At 70.7% G+C, this 16,356-nt stretch carries 18 protein-coding genes; 10 read left to right on the forward strand and 8 right to left on the reverse strand.

Annotated features, from left to right (window positions below):
• Positions 1–159 precede the first annotated feature (159 nt).
• Together G567_RS0119930 and G567_RS0119935 are read left to right on the forward strand one after the other, a co-directional pair.
• Positions 160–1,140 (forward strand): daunorubicin resistance protein DrrA family ABC transporter ATP-binding protein, encoded by a 981-nt coding sequence (locus G567_RS0119930; RefSeq protein ID WP_028931372.1) that lies wholly within the window; start codon positions 160–162, stop codon positions 1,138–1,140.
• The gene (locus G567_RS0119935; protein WP_028931373.1) at positions 1,137–1,982 is read left to right on the forward strand and encodes an ABC transporter permease; all 846 of its coding nucleotides are present in this window, start codon (positions 1,137–1,139) and stop codon (positions 1,980–1,982) included. The genes G567_RS0119930 and G567_RS0119935 overlap by 4 nt, the downstream gene beginning before the upstream one ends.
• A 78-nt stretch (positions 1,983–2,060) precedes the next feature.
• On the opposite strand, the gene G567_RS0119940 is transcribed toward G567_RS0119935, so the two are convergent.
• From G567_RS0119940 to G567_RS0119960, 5 genes are read right to left on the reverse strand one after another with little or no spacing between them, the layout of a single operon-like run.
• Positions 2,061–2,906 (reverse strand): nitrilase-related carbon-nitrogen hydrolase, encoded by an 846-nt coding sequence (locus tag G567_RS0119940; protein ID WP_028931374.1) that lies wholly within the window; start codon positions 2,904–2,906, stop codon positions 2,061–2,063.
• Positions 2,907–3,893 (reverse strand): glycine betaine ABC transporter substrate-binding protein, encoded by a 987-nt coding sequence (locus G567_RS0119945; RefSeq protein WP_028931375.1) that lies wholly within the window; start codon positions 3,891–3,893, stop codon positions 2,907–2,909.
• A 30-nt stretch (positions 3,894–3,923) separates the two neighbouring features.
• Positions 3,924–4,697, reverse strand: coding sequence for an ABC transporter permease (locus G567_RS0119950; RefSeq protein WP_028931376.1), 774 nt, complete (start codon positions 4,695–4,697; stop codon positions 3,924–3,926).
• Positions 4,698–4,699: 2 nt separating this feature from the next.
• Entirely contained in the window at positions 4,700–5,905 is a 1,206-nt protein-coding gene (locus G567_RS30070) for an ABC transporter ATP-binding protein (protein WP_051233334.1), read from the reverse strand.
• Entirely contained in the window at positions 5,902–6,546 is a 645-nt protein-coding gene (locus G567_RS0119960; RefSeq protein WP_028931377.1) for an ABC transporter permease, read from the reverse strand. Before G567_RS0119960 ends, G567_RS30070 begins: the two co-directional genes overlap by 4 nt.
• Positions 6,547–6,846: 300 nt before the next feature.
• Here G567_RS0119960 and G567_RS30075 point away from each other — a divergent pair, with 300 nt between their 5' ends.
• The 3 genes from G567_RS30075 to G567_RS30080 all read left to right on the forward strand — a co-directional run bounded on the left by G567_RS30075 (position 6,847) and on the right by G567_RS30080 (position 9,950).
• Positions 6,847–7,902: a homocysteine S-methyltransferase family protein gene (locus tag G567_RS30075; RefSeq protein WP_037057745.1), complete on the forward strand. Its 1,056-nt coding sequence runs from the start codon at positions 6,847–6,849 to the stop codon at positions 7,900–7,902.
• A 127-nt stretch (positions 7,903–8,029) separates the two neighbouring features.
• Complete coding sequence (locus tag G567_RS0119970) at positions 8,030–8,551, forward strand: VOC family protein (RefSeq protein ID WP_028931378.1); 522 nt, start codon at positions 8,030–8,032, stop codon at positions 8,549–8,551.
• Between the two features lie 376 nt (positions 8,552–8,927).
• A complete protein-coding gene (locus G567_RS30080; RefSeq protein ID WP_037057746.1) occupies positions 8,928–9,950 on the forward strand; it encodes an LCP family protein in 1,023 nt (340 codons plus the stop codon).
• 9 nt (positions 9,951–9,959) lie between these two features.
• Here the strand turns inward: G567_RS30080 and ku are convergent, their stop codons facing one another.
• Positions 9,960–10,853, reverse strand: coding sequence for a non-homologous end joining protein Ku (ku, locus tag G567_RS30085; RefSeq protein ID WP_037057747.1), 894 nt, complete (start codon positions 10,851–10,853; stop codon positions 9,960–9,962).
• Positions 10,854–10,950: 97 nt separating this feature from the next.
• Between ku and ligD the strand changes: the two genes are divergently transcribed.
• The 3 genes from ligD (at position 10,951) to G567_RS0119995 (ending at position 12,830) form a co-directional block, all read left to right on the forward strand.
• The gene (gene ligD, locus G567_RS0119985; protein WP_084796287.1) at positions 10,951–11,871 is read left to right on the forward strand and encodes a non-homologous end-joining DNA ligase; all 921 of its coding nucleotides are present in this window, start codon (positions 10,951–10,953) and stop codon (positions 11,869–11,871) included.
• A 58-nt stretch (positions 11,872–11,929) separates the two neighbouring features.
• The gene (locus tag G567_RS0119990) at positions 11,930–12,157 is read left to right on the forward strand and encodes an Rv0909 family putative TA system antitoxin (protein ID WP_245585721.1); all 228 of its coding nucleotides are present in this window, start codon (positions 11,930–11,932) and stop codon (positions 12,155–12,157) included.
• A 79-nt stretch (positions 12,158–12,236) separates the two neighbouring features.
• Positions 12,237–12,830 (forward strand): putative glycolipid-binding domain-containing protein, encoded by a 594-nt coding sequence (locus G567_RS0119995; protein ID WP_245585722.1) that lies wholly within the window; start codon positions 12,237–12,239, stop codon positions 12,828–12,830.
• A gap of 57 nt (positions 12,831–12,887) precedes the next feature.
• On the opposite strand, the gene G567_RS0120000 is transcribed toward G567_RS0119995, so the two are convergent.
• Positions 12,888–13,838: a prephenate dehydrogenase gene (locus G567_RS0120000; protein ID WP_084796288.1), complete on the reverse strand. Its 951-nt coding sequence runs from the start codon at positions 13,836–13,838 to the stop codon at positions 12,888–12,890.
• A gap of 55 nt (positions 13,839–13,893) precedes the next feature.
• On the reverse strand, positions 13,894–15,222 hold the full coding sequence (locus tag G567_RS0120005) for an amidase (protein ID WP_028931383.1): 1,329 nt from the start codon (positions 15,220–15,222) through the stop codon (positions 13,894–13,896).
• A 149-nt stretch (positions 15,223–15,371) separates the two neighbouring features.
• Here G567_RS0120005 and G567_RS35640 point away from each other — a divergent pair, with 149 nt between their 5' ends.
• Positions 15,372–15,893: a tRNA adenosine deaminase-associated protein gene (locus G567_RS35640; protein ID WP_051233335.1), complete on the forward strand. Its 522-nt coding sequence runs from the start codon at positions 15,372–15,374 to the stop codon at positions 15,891–15,893.
• Positions 15,890–16,351, forward strand: a complete 462-nt coding sequence (locus G567_RS0120015; protein ID WP_028931385.1) for a nucleoside deaminase — start codon at positions 15,890–15,892, stop codon at positions 16,349–16,351. Before G567_RS35640 ends, G567_RS0120015 begins: the two co-directional genes overlap by 4 nt.
• Positions 16,352–16,356: the final 5 nt, after the last annotated feature.

Consider the following 16,356-nt stretch of genomic DNA (forward strand, 5'->3'; position numbering starts at 1 on the left):
AGTAGTGGGTGAGGCCTGCCGTGGACGGGAACCGTGAAGCATCCGGCGCGGCCCGGCGCCGACGGCCGGCGTAAACCGGTTGCCGAGGGCGGTCGGGTGATGAGTTCCTTGTCCCCGGTCCGTCGTACATGGGTAGCCGACGCCCGGACGAGGAGCGAGATGACCGTCGATACCGGTCTCGCGGTCGAGGCCACCGGCCTGGTCAAGACCTTCGGCGCCACCCGCGCGGTGGACGGCGTCGATCTGGCCGTGCGCCGCGGCAGCGTCTACGGGGTGCTCGGCCCCAACGGCGCGGGCAAGACGACCACGATCCGGATGCTGGCGACCCTGCTCCGGCCCGACACCGGCTCGGCCCGGGTGTTGGGCCACGACGTCGTGCGCGAGGCCGACACCGTGCGTGGGCTGGTCAGCCTGACCGGCCAGCTCGCCTCGGTCGACGAGGAGCTCACCGGCCGGGAGAACCTCGTGCTGCTCGGCCGCCTGCTCGGGCTGACGCGGGCCGCCGCCCGGGCGCGGGCCGCCGAGCTGCTCGACGCCTTCGGCCTCGCCGAGGCGAGCGGACGGCTGGTCAAGGGGTACTCCGGCGGGATGCGCCGCCGCCTGGACATCGCGGCCAGCATCGTCGTCACCCCGGAGCTGATGTTCCTCGACGAGCCCACCACCGGCCTGGATCCCCGCTCCCGCAGCCAGGTGTGGGACATCGTCCGCGCGCTCGCCGCCGCGGGCGCGACGATCCTGCTGTGCACGCAGTACCTCGACGAGGCCGATCGGCTGGCCGACGGGATCGCGGTCATCGACCACGGACGGGTGATCGCCGAGGGCACGCCCGCCCAGCTCAAGGCGTCGGTCGGGTCGGCCGCGCTGCACGTGCGGTTGCTCGACCCCGACCGGCGACCCGAGGCCGAGCGGCTGCTCGCCCGAGCGCTCGGCGGTGTGCACCGCGAGCCGGACGCCGCGGCGCTGTCCGCGCCCTGTGCCGACGCCGAGCAGGCGGCCGACGCCGTCGCGGGGCTGGCCCGCGCCGGCATCCCCGTCGCCGGCTTCGCTCTCGGCCAGCCCAGCCTGGACGAGGTGTTCCTGGCGCTGACCGGGCGTCCCGCCGAGGCCGCCCCCGGCACCGGCGAGGAGACCGCGACATGAGTACCGCCCCGACCACCAGCAGCGCGCCCGCCGCCGACACCGCCGCGGTGCGCACCGCCCTGTCCTCGATGCCCCGCCCACCCCGACCGGGCCCGCTCTCCACGGCGCTGACCTTCGGCTGGCGCGGCATGCTCAAGATCAAGCATGTGCCGGAACAGCTGCTGGACGTGACGATCACGCCGGTGCTGTTCGTGGTGATGTTCACCTACCTGTTCGGCGGCGCGATCGCCGGCTCGACGGGCGCCTACCTGCGGTACCTCCTGCCGGGCATCCTCGTCATGTCGGTGGTGTTCACGACCGTCTACTCCGGGGTGTCGCTCAACACCGACATGACCAAGGGCGTCGTCGAGCGCTTCCGCTCGCTGCCGATCTGGCGGCCCGCGCCGCTGGTCGGTGCGCTGCTCGGCGACACGCTGCGCTACGTGCTCGCCGGATCCGTGATCGTCCTGCTCGGCCTCGTGCTGGGCTACCGCCCGCCCGCCGGGCCGGGCGGGGTGCTGAGCGGGATGGTGCTGGTGGTTGTGTTCTCCTTCGGGCTGTCGTGGGTGTTCACCACCGTCGGGCTGCTGCTGCGCTCGCCCGGCGCGGTGATGAATGGCGGGTTCATGGTGCTGTTCCCGCTCACCTTCCTCAGCAACGTCTTCGTCGACCCGACGACGCTGCCCGGATGGCTCGAGGCGTTCGTGGCCGTCAATCCGATCTCGCACCTGGTCACGGCCACGCGCGGGCTGATGGAGGGCACGGCGACGACCGGGGACGTCGGGCTTGTGCTCGCCACGGCCGTCGGGCTGACCGCGGTGTTCGCGCCGCTCACCGCCTACCTCTACCGCAACCGGGTCTGACCGGAACCGGGTGAGCCGGGCCGTCCGAGTACCGGGAGGTCGCGGCCCGGGTGCGCAGCCGCCGCCCGCGCCGCGGCGTCACTGATCGCCCCCCTCGTCGAGCAGCCGGTGCACCTCCCGGTTGATCAGCGCCAGCCGCGCCTCCTTGACCAGCGGGATGGCGCGCCGCCGTCGCCGCACGTCGGTGAGGTCGATATCGACGGTGAGCAGGTGTTCGACGTCCTCGGGCGCCTCGGCGATGATCTCCCCCCACGGGTCGACGACGTGCGATCCGCCCCAGAAGTGCAGATCGCCCTCGGTGCCCACCCGGTTCACGAACACGACGTAGAGCTGGAACATGCGCGCATAGAACCGGGTGATATCGCGCCAGTAGGTCTTCGAGTCGTAGCGTTCCGGAAACTGGCTCTGCGCACTGGAGGCCGGGACCAACAGCACGAGGGCGCCGTCCTGGGTGGCGAGGAAGGCCAGCTGGGGCTGCCAGGCGTCGTTGCACACCAGGATCGCCATCCGGGTGTCCTCGGCGGCGGGGAACGCCCGCAGCGAGGGGCCGGGGGTGAAGTGCTTGCGTTCCTCGAAGACGGTGTAGGTCGGCAGGTACAGCTTGCGGTGCACGTGCACCAGGTGGCCGTCCTGGAAATAGGCCGCGCTGTTGTAGGTGTGCACGCCGGGCCCGTCCTCGACGAAACCCAGCACCACTCCCGCATCCCCGGCTCGCTTGGCGATGCGCCGCAGGCCCCGATCGTCGGCCCGCAGTGACAGGTCCTCGTCGATCAGGCCGATCGAGTACCCGGACAGGTGCAGCTCCGGGAACACGATCAGCTCCGAGCCCTCCTCCACGGCGTTGGCGACGGCCTGCTCGGCGCGATCGAGGTTCGCCTCGACATCGCCGAGCACGCCGCCGACCTGGGCAAGGGTGATCCGCATCTACGCCGTGAACCCGTTGTCCTGCAGGAACTGCTTCGCGACGTCCTCCGGGAGCTCGCCGTTGACGTCGACCTTCTCGTTGAGCCCGCGGAGAACCTCGGTGGTGAGCTTCGCGGCGATCGGGTCGAACACCTGGGCCAGCTGCGGGTGCTGGTTGGCGACCTGCTCGCGGACCGTCATGGCGACGTTGTAGGGGACGAAGAAGTTCTTGTCGTCCTCGACGATCTCGAGCTTGTTGGCCGCGATCCGGCCGTCGGTGGCGAAGACCTCGCCGAAGTTGCACTGCTCGCCGGTCGGGACCTGGGTGTAGACGATGCCCAGATCCATCTCGGCGACGTTGGCCGTCGGGAGGTCGAACCCGTAGGCCTTCTCCAGGCCGGGCCATCCGTCGTCGCGGGTGAGGAACTCGGTCGCGGCACACAGACTGGCCTTCGTCGGGTCCTCGTTGGCCAGCCGCGCGTAGTCGGAGAGGTTGTGGACGCCGAGCTGGTCGCCTCGGCCCTGCGCGGTGGCGATGGCGTAGGTGTTGTTGGCGGGCGCGGGAGACATCCACACGATGTGGTTCTGCTGCAGATCCTGCGCCGCGACCTCCTTGTAGAGCGCCTCCGGGCCCTTCGGCGCCTCGGAGGCCTCGTGCTTGAGGTGTACCGTCCAGCCCGTGCCGGTGTACTCCCAGTACATGTCGATCTCACCGGAGGTCAGCGCGGCGCGGACGTTGGTGGTGCCGGTGATACCGGTCCGGTCCTCCACCGTGGCGCCGGTCGCGGCCAGCGCCTGCAGCGCGATCTGGCCGAGGATGAGCTGTTCGGTGAACTCCTTGGATCCCACCTTGAACGTCGTCCCGGACAGGTCGATGGCGCTGAGGGAACCCTCGCCTCCGCCGCCTCCGCCACCGCCACCTCCGCCGCCTCCGCCGCACGCCGTGAGCGCCAGCGCGGCGGCGGCCAGCAGGGTCAGCAGCCGGGCCCGGATGGTCCTCGCATGCATTCGCTACTCGCCTTCATCGTGGTGGGTTACCTACAGGCCTCGGGGCCGGAGTACGTCCTCGGCGACCCCAGCCAGATAGTCGATCAACAGGGCCAGCACCGCGGTGAGCACGCTGCCGACGATCGTGATCAGTATCCGGCCCTGAACCAGACCGGCGACGATGATGTCGCCGAATCCGCCGGCGTTGATGAAGGCGGCCAGCGTGGCGGTCCCGACGTTGATCACGAGCGCGACCCGGATCCCGGCCAGGATGACCGGCACCGCGAGTGGCAGCTCGATGCGGGTGAGCACCCCGGTCCGGCTCATCCCCATGCCGCGCCCGGACTCGATGACCGCGGCGTCCACCTGCCGCAGCCCGATCATCGTGTTGCGCAGCACCGGCAGCGCGGAGTAGGCGACCAGCGCGACGATCGCGGGCCAGAATCCGATCGTCCAGACCACGGCGAACAGTGCGACCAGACCGATCGAGGGGATGGCCTGCCCGATGTTGAACACGGCGAGGGTGGCCGGGGTGATGCGCCGGGCGAACGGGCGGGTCAGCGCGATGCCCAGCGGGATCGCGATGATCAGCACCAGCACCGTCGACACCGCGGTCAGAGTGAGATGCTGGACGGCGGCGTTGCGGATGAAGGCGAGGTTGATCCGGCGCTGTTCGATGCTGTCCAGTTCCTGGCTGCTCACGTACAGGTACAGGGCGAGCAGCACCGCGGCGAGCAGGAAGGGCATGAAGAGGTACCCCGTGAGGGACCGCCGCCTCGACGGCGCGCCGGGGACCTCGACGGTCTGCTCGGTGACGACCGACATCGCTACCCGACCTCGTCCACGACGTCGAAGCCGCGGCGTAGCCGGCCCCGTTCGGCGCTGCGCATCCCGCGGATCGCCTCGTTGATGGTGTCGATGTCGACGACGCCCTGGTACTCGCCGGACTCCCCGACCACCACGGCGGTGCTGTAGCGGGCGGTGAGCATCTCGTTGAGAGTGTCGCTGAGGGTGGCCCGTGGTTCGACGACGGCCAGCGGCAGGCCGATCTCGGACAGCGGCCGGGCGTCGCTGCGCCGCAGGTGGTCGGAGTCGACCCAGGTGCGCGGACGCCGCTGCCGGTCCAGCACCAGCAGGCTGCCCTTGTCGCTGGCGTGCAATGCCGCGATGGCCTCGGCCCGATCGGTGTCGTCGGTCACCGTGGGCCAGCTGCCGAGCTCGATATCGCGAACCCGGCTCAGGCTCAGCCGCTTCAGCGAGGCCCCGTGGCCGATGAAGTCGGCGACGAACTCGTCGGCCGGGTCGACGAGGATGCGTTCCGGCGTGTCGTACTGCGCGATGCGCGAGTGCTCGCGCAGGATCGCGATCCGGTCGCCCATCTTGATCGCCTCGTCGATGTCGTGGGTGACGAACACGATGGTCTTCTTCACCTCCGCCTGGATGCGGAGGAACTCGTTCTGCAGCCGGTCCCGGGTGATCGGGTCGATCGCGCCGAAGGGTTCGTCCATGAGCATGATGTCGGGGTCGGCGCTCATCGCCCTGGCCACCCCGATCCGCTGGCGCTGACCGCCGGAGAGCTCCTTGGGATAGCGCTTGCGGTGCAGGGCCGGGTCCATGCCGACGATCCCGATCAGCTCGTCCACCCGTGCGGCGATACGCTCGCGGTCCCAGCCCAGCAACTTGGGCACGGTGGCGATGTTCTCCGCGATCGTCATGTGCGGGAACAGCCCGATCTGCTGGATGACGTAGCCGATCCGGCGCCGCAGCTGGTCGGGGTCGGCCCGGGTGATGTCCTCGTCGTCGATGAGGATCTGGCCGGAGGTGGGCTCGATCAACCGGTTGATCATCTTCATCACAGTGGTCTTCCCGCAGCCGGACGGCCCGACGAAGATCACGATCTCGCCCTCGGGGATGGAGAGGGAGAGCTCGTCCACCGCCGGCTTGTGCTGGCCGGGGTACCGTTTGGCGAGCTTGTCCAGATGGATCTTGACGCGGCTTCCGTCCCGGGAGCCGACGTCTGCCGGTGCACTCATCGGATCCCCCGTGTCGTCGTGAGCCGGTTGATCAGGACATAGAGCAGGTCGAACAGCACGGCGAGGACGACCACGCCGAGGATCCCGCCGAGCACCAGGTTGAGCGCGACCGGGCTGCCGATCCGGGCCAGTCCCCGGAAGATGTCATTGCCGAGGCCGGGGCCGCGGATATAGGCCCCGATCGCGGCGATGCCGAGCGTGATCAGCGTCGAGACCCGCATGCCGGTGAGGATCACCGGCCAGGCCAGCGGCAGCTCGATGCGGATCAGTCGCAGCGTCCGGCCCATCCCCATCCCCTGAGCGGATTCGACGATCGCCGGGTCCACTCCCCGCAGCCCGACGATCGTGTTGGCGACGATCGGCAGCAACGCGTACATCACCAGCGCGACCACCACCGGCGTCGCGCCGAGCCCGAACACCGGGATGAAGAGCCCGAACAGCGCCAGCGAGGGGATCGTGAGGAACACCGAGGCGATCGCGATCACGAGCTCGCGCGGCCGCTCGGTCCGGTAGGTCGCCACGCCGAGGCCGACCCCGATGACGGTGGCGATCAGCACCGCGACGGCGGTGATGATCGCATGCTGGATGGCGAGCTCGAGAAGATTGTCCCAGCGCGATACGAGGTAGTTCAGGAAGTTCATGCGATTCCCCCGCCGACGCTCGCTGCCCTCGGCACAGCCACCTCCCCCTGATCGACTGTCCTGGGAGCGTGGCACGACGGAGCGCGGGCCACAACTCGGCCATTGGGGCCACCCACACCGTTCGGCCCAGGCCGGACGGCGTCCGGTATGGACGGCCGCCTGTCCGATGGTCGCGACCAGGCGTTTTGCTGGTCTGTACCGAAGGATCGTGTTACCGTTCACATCTCTTGGAAACACTATTGCCGTGGCGGCGACGCCACTTCGGCGATCGCCCCGCGGTCACGGCGGGAGGAATCTGCGATGGCCTCGCTCCCAGGTCTACGGCCCCGATTTCTCGACCGGCTCACCGAGGGGCCGGTGATCTGCGCCGAGGGCTATGTGTTCGAGTTGGAGCGACGGGGGTATCTGCAAGCCGGCGCGTTCGTGCCGGAGGTCGTGCTCGAACATCCGGATCAGGTGCGGGTGCTGCATGAGGAGTTCGTCCACGCGGGCTCGGACGTCGTCGAGGCCTTCACCTACTACGCGCACCGCGAGAAGCTTCGGCAGATCGGGAAGGATCATCTGCTCGAGCCGCTGAACCGGCAGGCCCTCGAACTCGCCCGCGACGTGGCGCTCGACAGCGGGACCCTGCTGGCCGGAGGCATTTGCAACTCCAATGTGTTCGATCCGGCGGATCCGGCGAGACACGCACAGGTCCGCGACATGTTCGACGAGCAGGTCGGCTGGGCGGCTGAGGCCGGGGCCGATTTCGTCATCGGCGAGACGTTTCGCTACCTCGGCGAGGCCCTGCTCGCGCTCGAGGCGATCCGGTCGGCCGGGTTGCCCGCCGTGATCACCCTCAACCTGCACTCAACCACGCAGACCCGGGAGGGGATGGAGCTACCCGAAGCGATGCGAAGGCTCGCCGACGGCGGTGCGGACGTGGTCGGCCTCAACTGTTCCCGGGGACCGGCGACCATGCTGCCGCTGCTGCCCGGGCTGGTCGAGGCCGTGGACGTCCCGGTCGCGGCGCTGCCGGTGCCCTACCGGACCGATGCCGCGCATCCGAACTTCCAGGCGCTCGCCGACCCCGGCTACTCCGGATTCCCCGCCGGACGCCCGTTCCCCACCGGCCTGGACCCGTTCACCTGCAACCGGTACGAGATCGCCGACTTCACCCGCGCCGCGCACGCCGCGGGCGTGCGGTACCTCGGCCTGTGCTGCGGTGCCGCGCCGCACCACATCCGCAGCATGGCCGAGACCCTTGGCCGCCGTCCCCCGGCCAGCCGCTACACCGAGGACATGTCCCGGCACGTCTACTTCGGATCCGACCCGGCGCTGGCCCCGCAGTACCTCGAGTACGGTCGCGCCCTCTGACCCGGATCCGCAGCCGGCACGGCACTCGAGCGGCTCGAGCATCACTGGTCGATGCTTGCGCCGCTCACGCGGCACAAGCGCTGCCCGCGCGCACGTACCGTTGAGGTCCCGAGGAAGGGAGCCTGCGATGCCACAGCCAGCCGGAGCAGAACTCGAGGCCATCCGCGCACGGCGCGACGAGCTCCGGGACACCTACCTACGCACTGGTTCGGCACGGCCGGCCAGCACGGTCCGCGGCGTCCACCACCTCGCGCTGATCTGCCGGGACGTCGAGGAGACGATCCAGTTCTACCAGGGCCTGCTCGGCTTCCCACTGGTCGAGCTCGTGGAGAACCGCGACTACCCGGGCTCCAGCCACTTCTTCTTCGACATCGGCAACCGCAACCTGCTGGGGTTCTTCGACTTTCCCGGACACGACCATCCGGATTTCCACGAGACGATCGGCGGGGTGCAGCACCTGGCGCTGTCCACGTCGCCCGAGGAGTTCGACAACGCCCGTCAGCGGCTCGACGAGGCCGGGATCGAGTACCTGGGGCCCGACCGCGGCGTCGACAACAGCCTCTACATCCGCGACCCCAACGGGGTGGGCATCGAGTTCTACCGCGAGGAACTTGGCAGGTTCGAGGGCGTCCCGCTACTCCCCCTGTGAGTGCGTAACAGTGTTCTAACACTGTTACGCACTCACAGGCCACGCTGAGCAGCGCTGTTGATCGGCCGGTCGGCGCCCACTTTCGGGCGGCAGGCAACCACCTCGCGGCTCGCACGTCCCTCCAGATGCGGGACGGGTGCGTCGGTTGCGTATCGTGCAGGCTCGAAATCGGTGACGTGGCGGCCGCCCGCCCCGCGGTCCTGGAGAACACGCCGACGGGGTGGTGTGGAGCATGAGCGGTAACGTCGGGGGGCCCCGCGGTCCGGGCCGCCCACCGCCCCGGCGCGGTCCGGGGCCGGGCTGGGGCCAGCCGCGTCGTCCGTACCGCGATCAACCACCACCGCCGGGGCACCGCCCGCCACCGCAGCGGACCGCCATGCTGCCGCGCACCCCGCAGGGTGACCGGCCACCGGTGCTCGCCCCGCCGCCGTCGGCCCGCCCGCCAGCCCGGCCGCAGCGCAGGCCGCGCCGGGGACGCCGGATCAAGATCGCGCTGGTGCTGCTGCTGGTGGCGCTCATCGGGTTCGGCGTCCACCTCGACACGAACCTGCAGCGCACCGCGGCGCTGCCGGCCGAGAGCACGGCCTCGTCGAAGGGCACCAACTGGCTCATCGTCGGTTCCGACAGCCGCGAGGGGCTCACCGCCGACGAACAGGACCGGCTGGCCACCGGCAACGATGCGGGCCAGCGCACCGACACGATCATGCTGCTGCACACCGGCAGCTCGGGATCCGTGCTGGTCAGCATCCCGCGCGACTCCTTCGTGCCGATCGCGGGACACGGCAGCGGGAAGATCAACTCTGCGTACTCCGTCGGTGGGCCGCAGCTGCTGGTCAGCACGGTCGAGGCGACGACCGGGTTGCACGTCGACCACTACGCCGAGATCGGCTTCGGCGGGTTCGTCGGCGCCGTCGACGCGGTCGGCGGCGTCGACATGTGCATCCCGGAGCCGATCAAGGATCCGAAGGCCGCACTGAACATCAAGGCGGGTTGCCAGGAGCTGGACGGGGCGACGGCGCTGGGCTACGTGCGTACCCGCGCCACCGCCGGATCGGACTTCGACCGGGTCGCGCGGCAACGGGAGTTCCTGTCCGCGCTGATCAGCAGGTCGACGAGCCCGGCGACGCTGCTCAACCCGTTCCGGGTGGTACCACTCGCCTCGGCGGTGACGGGCACGATCACCATCGACGACTCCGACCACATCTGGAACCTAGCCGGGCTCGGGTTCGCGATGCGCGGGATCTCCGGGGGGGACGGGATCGCCACGACGGTTCCGACCGGCTCCACGCCGACGATCGGTGGTGCCTCGGTGGTGCGCTGGGACAAGGCGCGGGCCAGCGCGCTGTTCGCGGCGCTCGCCGTCGACCAGCGGCCGCCGCAGAAGGCGCTGGGCCCGTAGCCGGCGAGCTCAGGCGGGTTTGCGGGTTCGCTTGCGGGCGGCGGGCTTCTCGTCCTCACTCGCTGACTGGGCCTTCTGGTCCTTCGAGGAGGCTGCCGGACGTCCCCGCGTCTCGCCGGACGAGCTCCGGGCCGCCTCCACGCTGCGCTGCAGGGCGGTGAGCAGGTCGGTCATGCTGTCGCCCTCGTCGGCAGCCGCCGCGGGCACCGGGGTGGGGCGGGCCTCCCCGGTGGTGCGCTTGGCCGCGATGAGCGCCACGACGGCGTCGCGGTACTCGTCGTTGAACGCGGTCGGGTCGAAGTCGGCGCCGAGGCTCTCCACCAGCGAGGCGGCCATCTGCCGCTCCTGCGGCCGCAACTCGACGTCGGCGTCGAGGATGTCGAAGTCGGGCTCGCGCACCTCGTCCGGCCACAGCATCGTCTGCAGCAGGATGGTCTTCCCGCGCACCCGCAGCAGCGCCAGGGTCTCGCGCTGCCGCAGCGAGACCTTGACCACGGCCATCCGATCGGTCTCGGTGAGCGCATCCCGCAGCAGCGCATAGGGTTTGGCCGCCTTGCTCTCCGGTTCGAGGTAGTAGGTCTTGTCGAACAGGATCGGGTCGATCTGCTCGGCAGGCACGAACTCGATCACGTCGATCTCGTGGCCGGTGGCGGAGGGCAGCGACTCGAGGTCGGGCTCGGTGAGCATGATCAGCTCCCCGTCCTCGGTCTCGTACCCCTTGACGATGTCGGCGTACTCGACCTCCTCACCGCAGACGGTGCACGTCCGCTTGTAGCGGATGCGGCCACCGTCGGCTCCGTGGACCTGGTGGAACCGGATGTCGTGGTTCGTCGTCGCCGCATACAGCTTGACCGGCACGCTGACCAGGCCGAACGAGACGGCGCCACTCCATATTGCTCGCATGTACAAGCCTTCCCACCTGAGCCGCCCGATACGCAGGACCCCGCCCCGGAAAGCGCAACGTGACGACGTTCAGTGACAGCATGACGGCGTGCAGCCCATGCTCGCCACCCCAGGATCGCTGCCGAGCGGTCCCGGATGGGTCTACGAGGTCAAGTGGGACGGGATGCGTGTGCTGGCCGACGTCGCCGACGGGCGGCTGCGGCTGCACGGCCGCAGTGGGCGGGAGGTGACCGACAACTTTCCCGAGCTGGCGAGCCTCACCTGGGTCGCACCCGACCTGCTCGTCGACGGGGAGGTGGTGCTCCTCGACGGCGGGGTGCCCAGCTTCGCGGCGCTTGCTGAACGGATCCACCGCCCGGTGAGCGCGGCCCGTGCGCGGGCCCGCCTGGTGACCTTCATGGCCTTCGACGTGCTGCGGCTGTACGGCGTCTGGCTGTTCGACCGCCCGCTCGACGAGCGGCGCGCCACCCTGGAACGACTTGACCTGAGCCTGGTTCCCGCTGTGGGGCTCTCCCCGCTCTACTCCGACGGTGCCGCCCTGCTGGCCGCCACCGCGGCCCGCGGGATGGAAGGCATCGTCGCCAAGCGGCGCGATTCGCCCTACCGGCCCGGCTGGCGTAGCCCCTCATGGGTGAAGGTCAGCCATCGGTACACGCAGAGCCTCCTGGTCGGGGGATGGCGGCCGGAGCGCGGCGGTGCCGCGCGAATCGGGGCGCTGCTGCTCGGCGTCCCCGGCCCGGACGGGGGTCTGCGCTACGCGGGCCGGGTCGGTTCGGGACTCGCGGGTGGGGCGGTGCAGCGTGTGCTGGGGGCTCTGCTCTCCCAGCTCGTCGTTGCCGACCCGCCGTTCGCCGTGCGGCCGCCCCGGACCGACGCGGCCGGCGCGCGCTGGTGCGAGCCGCTGATCGTCGTCGAGGTCGCGCACCTGGGCTGGACCGATGGTGACCGGCTGCGGCAGCCCGTGTTGCGTGGCGTGCGCGACGACGTCGAACCCGGTGAGGTCCGGCGCGAGCCGTGAGCCCTCAGCGCGACAGGGTCGGGGTTGCTGGCCCCCGCATCGCGGCAGAAGGCAGGATATGCGCGTCGAGGAATCCGAGAAGGAGGACGGGATGGATCTGAACTCGTTGAAGGGTAAGGCCGAGGAGTTGCTCAACGAGCACGGCGACAAGGTCGAGGCCGCGGCGGAGAAGGTCGGCGACCTGGTGAAGGACAGGTACGGGCACGACGAGCAGGTCGACCAGGTCGTCGGCAAGATCAAGGAGATGATCCCGGACCCCGAGGCCGGGCAGTCAACGGGGCAGTGACGAGGTTCTTGAGGATCTCGGTTCCCGCGGCCGGCGGCCCGCAGCCTGTCCGGCCCGTCTGAGGAAGGCGTCCGCGCTGATGACGGCGATGTCGATGACCAGCATGCTCGCCTGGCAGGCCGACGGCGAGGTCGGCCTCGAGGGAGTGCGCGTCGTGCGCGGTTCCAGCGGCTTCCGCGCCCTCGGCCGCATGATCCGGCCCGGGTCCGGTAGGGGGTTCACCGCGTCCTATCGGCTCGTCATCGCCGAGGACGGCGGCCTCCAGCGGGTGTCGGTGACCTCGGCGACGCCCGAGCGCGAGAAGCATCTGACGATCAACCGGACCGACGACGGTTTCTGGTTGCTCGACACGGGTTCGGGCAGCAGGCGGGCCGAGTTCGACGGGGCCGTCGACGTCGACCTCGAGTGCAGCCCGTTGTTCAACACGCTCCCCATCCGCCGCCTCGGACTGCACCGGGAGGCGGGCGACCACACCCTTCCCGTTGTCTTCGTGTCGCTGCCGGACCTCGAAGTGGAACTCGTCGAGCAGCGCTACTGCACGGTGTCCACCCTGGATGACGAGGGTGCGGCCGTCGTCCGGTACAGCTCCCGCGACTTCACTGCCGATATCGTCGTCGACGGCGACGCCATCGTAGTCAGCTATCCGGGCGTGGCCCACCGCCTCCGCACCTAGCCCACCCCCGCGAGTCGCGGTATTTCCGCGTGCGAGTCCGAGGTACGCCGCGGGGCGTCAGGTCGCCCAGCCGACCACGACGTCACCGCGGCGGCCGAGTTCACGCAGCTCGGCGAGCGCCCCGGGCCGGTCGAGCCGGACCCGCGTGGCCGACGGCCGGCGAGCGGCTGCCCAGCGCTGCCGCGCCGCGAAACCGGCCTGGACCGTGGCGGCAAGCCCGCCGGTCGAGGCCAGCGAACCGCGCATGGCCCCGAGCCTGCCGAGGGCGTCGTCGACGGCGGCGAGCAGCGCATCGCGGTTGCCCTCACACATCGCGAGCACCAGTTCGGGCCGGGTGCCCGCCACGCGGGTGCCATCGGCGAACGAGCTTGCGGCGAGCGCGAGCGGCAGATCGCCCCCCGGCCGCCCCGCCCCGACCGCGGCGAGCACCGCGGCGAGCAGGTGCGGCAGGTGGCTGATCCTCGCAACGGCGAGGTCGTGTTCGTCCGCCGCCGCGGGGACGACATGGGCGCCGCACGCCCAGGCCAGCTCGGCGACATCGGCCCAGACCTCGAGGTCGAGCCCGTCGTCGGCCGCAACCACCCAGGCCGCCCCGTTGAACAGGCTGGCGTTGCCGGCCGCCCATCCGGACTCGGCGGTGCCCGCCATCGGGTGGCCGCCCACATAGCGGGCGCGTGGCGCGTGCCTCGCGACGGCACCGGCCACCGCGACCTTGACGCTCACCGCGTCGGTCAGCCTGATGACCGGTGCCACCGCATCGATCCGGCGCAGCACGTCGGGCACGGCCGGTAGCGGCACGGCGAGGACGACGAGCGCGTCCGCGGCGGCGGCGCGATGGAGCGCAGCATCGAGATCGGTGGTGACGGCGAAACCGTCCGCCCTGGCTGCCGCGGCGGTCGGCTCCGACGCGCTCGTACCCCAGACCTCACGACCGGCCTTCTCCGCGGCGCGCAACAGCGACCCGCCGATCAAACCGGTCCCCACCACACATACGGCCCGCTCTGCCACGGCACGCAACCCTACCCCTGTGAGTGCGTAACAGTGTTCTAACACTGTTACGCGCTCACAGACGGTCGAGAGCTGCGGCGACCCGCAGAATGCCGCGCTCCTCCAGCCCGACCCCGACGATCTGCACCCCCACCGGAAGACCCCCGTCGGTGGCCGGGCGGGGCACCGAGATCGCGGGCCAGCCGGCCAGGTTGAACGGCAGGGTCAGCGCGAGCAGCGCGCTGGCCACCGGGACGACCACGTCGTCGATTTCGATCTTCGTCTGGCCGATGGGAGTGGCCCGCAGCTGGGTCGTCGGCAGCACCAGGACATCGACGGCGTCGCAGGCGGTGCGCAGTGCGGCGGTGAGCCGCCGCCGGGCCCGTTGCGCATTGATGTACGTGCGGGCAGACAGCTGCTCGTTCGGCTCCAGCCGTGCCAGGGTCATCGGCTGGTAGTCCGCGCCGCGTTCGGCAAGCCACGGCGCATGCGTCGCGTACGCCTCGGCCCCGACGATGGCGAAGTAGGTCGCGGCCAGCTGGTCGATCATCGGAGTGGCGATCTCGGTGACCTGGGCGCCCGCCTTCTCCAGCATCGCCACCGCCTCGGCGACCCCCTCGTTGAGCATCGGTTCGGCAGCCTGCCAGTACGGGTCGGGCAGCACCCCGACCCGGACGCCCGACACGCCGGGTGCCTGGATGCCTCCGCCGGTGCCCTCGGCGCGACTGAGCACGTCCCAGGCCACGCTCGCGGAGTGCACGTCGGCGGTGAGCAGACCGACATGGTCGCAGGTCTCCGACAGCGGGAACACGCCCTCGGTCGACAGCCGGCCCCGCGTCGGCTTGAGCCCGACCACCCCGCACAGCGCGGCCGGGGTGCGCACGCTCGCGCCCGTATCGGTGCCCAGGGTCAGCGGCAGGTGCCCCGCCGCCACTGCGGCGGCCGAACCCGAGGACGACCCGCCGGTGATTCGCGACGGGTCGAGCGGGTTGCGCGCGGGCCCGCTCGCGGAGACATCCCCGGTCGGCCCGTACGCGAACTCATGGGTGTGCAGCTTTCCGACGATCACCGCACCCGCCTCGCGCAGCCGCGCGACGACCGGGCCCTCGGTGCTGGCGGACGGGGCGTCCGCCAGGATCTTCGAGCCGGCCTTTGTGGACAGTCCGACCACGTCGAACAGGTCCTTCACCCCGACCGCGACGCCGTGCATCGGTCCGCGCCACTCTCCCCTGGCGAGTTCCTCGGTGCGCGCGGCGGCCTCGGCCAGCGCTTGCTCGTCGTCGAGCATGACCACGGCGTTGTGTTCGTCGGCGTGCAGCCGGTCGAGAACGTTGCGGACATGCTCGGTGGGAGAGAGCTCGCCGGACCGCAGGGCCAGGGCGAGATCGCGGATCGAGAGGGTCACGACGTTCAGCTTGCCCGCTGCTCAACAGGGCTGGTTCCCCCGGGTCGTGAGTGCGTAACAGTGTTCTAATGCTGTTACGCACTCACGGGCGCGGAGCGCAGCCCGGATTGTGGCTTGGACCACAGTCAAATACGGCATACCGTAGGGTTATGGCCGTGCAGAGTGTCGAGGCACCCGCGGACGTGCGGGAACAGGCCCTGCCCGGATATGCGGTCGCCGCGATCCGGGAGGACGGACGCTGGCGTTGCACCCGTCTGGACCCCGATGCCCTCGTCGATCTCGACACCGCCATCACCGAACTGCGGGCATTGCGCTCGACCGGTGCGGTGCTGGGGCTTCTCGACGTCGACGACGAGTTCTTCGTGCTGCTGCGGCCCGGTCCGGGCGGCGTGGCGCTGATGGTGTCCGATGCGGTGGCTGCGCTCGACTACGACGTGGCGGCCGACGTCCTCGATCTCCTCAGGGTCGAACTTCCACCCGAGGACGATGCCATCGACGCACCACCATGGCCGGAGGGAGACCTCGGCATCCTTGCCGACCTCGGGCTGCCCGCCGACGAGCTCGAGGTGCTCGCGGGCGAGGTCGAGCTCTACCCCGACGAGCAATTGGCCGCGATCGGCCGCCGCTGCGGGTTCGCCGAGGCACTCGCCGAGGTCGTCGACGCTCGGTGAGGCAGGCTGGTGACGAGGCGCTGGTCCGGTGTGCCCTGAGCGTTGCCATCACCGCGACGCACACCGGTGATGTGCCGATCGGTGCGGTCGTCGTCGACTCGTCGGGCCGCGAGATCGCCGCCGCCTGCAACGCCCGCGAGGCGCTCGGTGATCCGACGGCGCACGCCGAGGTGCTGGCCCTGCGGGCAGCGGCGGCGGTGGTGGGGGAATGGCGGCTGGAGGGCTGCACGCTCGCGGTCACCGTCGAGCCATGCACGATGTGCGCGGGCGCGATCGGGCTGGCCCGGATCGCGCGAGTGGTGTTCGGCGCCTGGGAGCCGCGGACCGGCGCAGTCGGTTCCCTGTGGGACGTGCTGCGCGACCGGCGGCTCAACCATCGCCCCGAGGTGGTGGGCGGGGTGCTCGAGGACGAGTGCGCGGCGCTGTTGGAGGGCTTCTTCGCGGGTCAGCGCGGCTGATCCCG

Source organism: Pseudonocardia asaccharolytica DSM 44247 = NBRC 16224, assembly GCF_000423625.1.
Classification (GTDB): Bacteria; Actinomycetota; Actinomycetes; order Mycobacteriales; family Pseudonocardiaceae; genus Pseudonocardia; species Pseudonocardia asaccharolytica.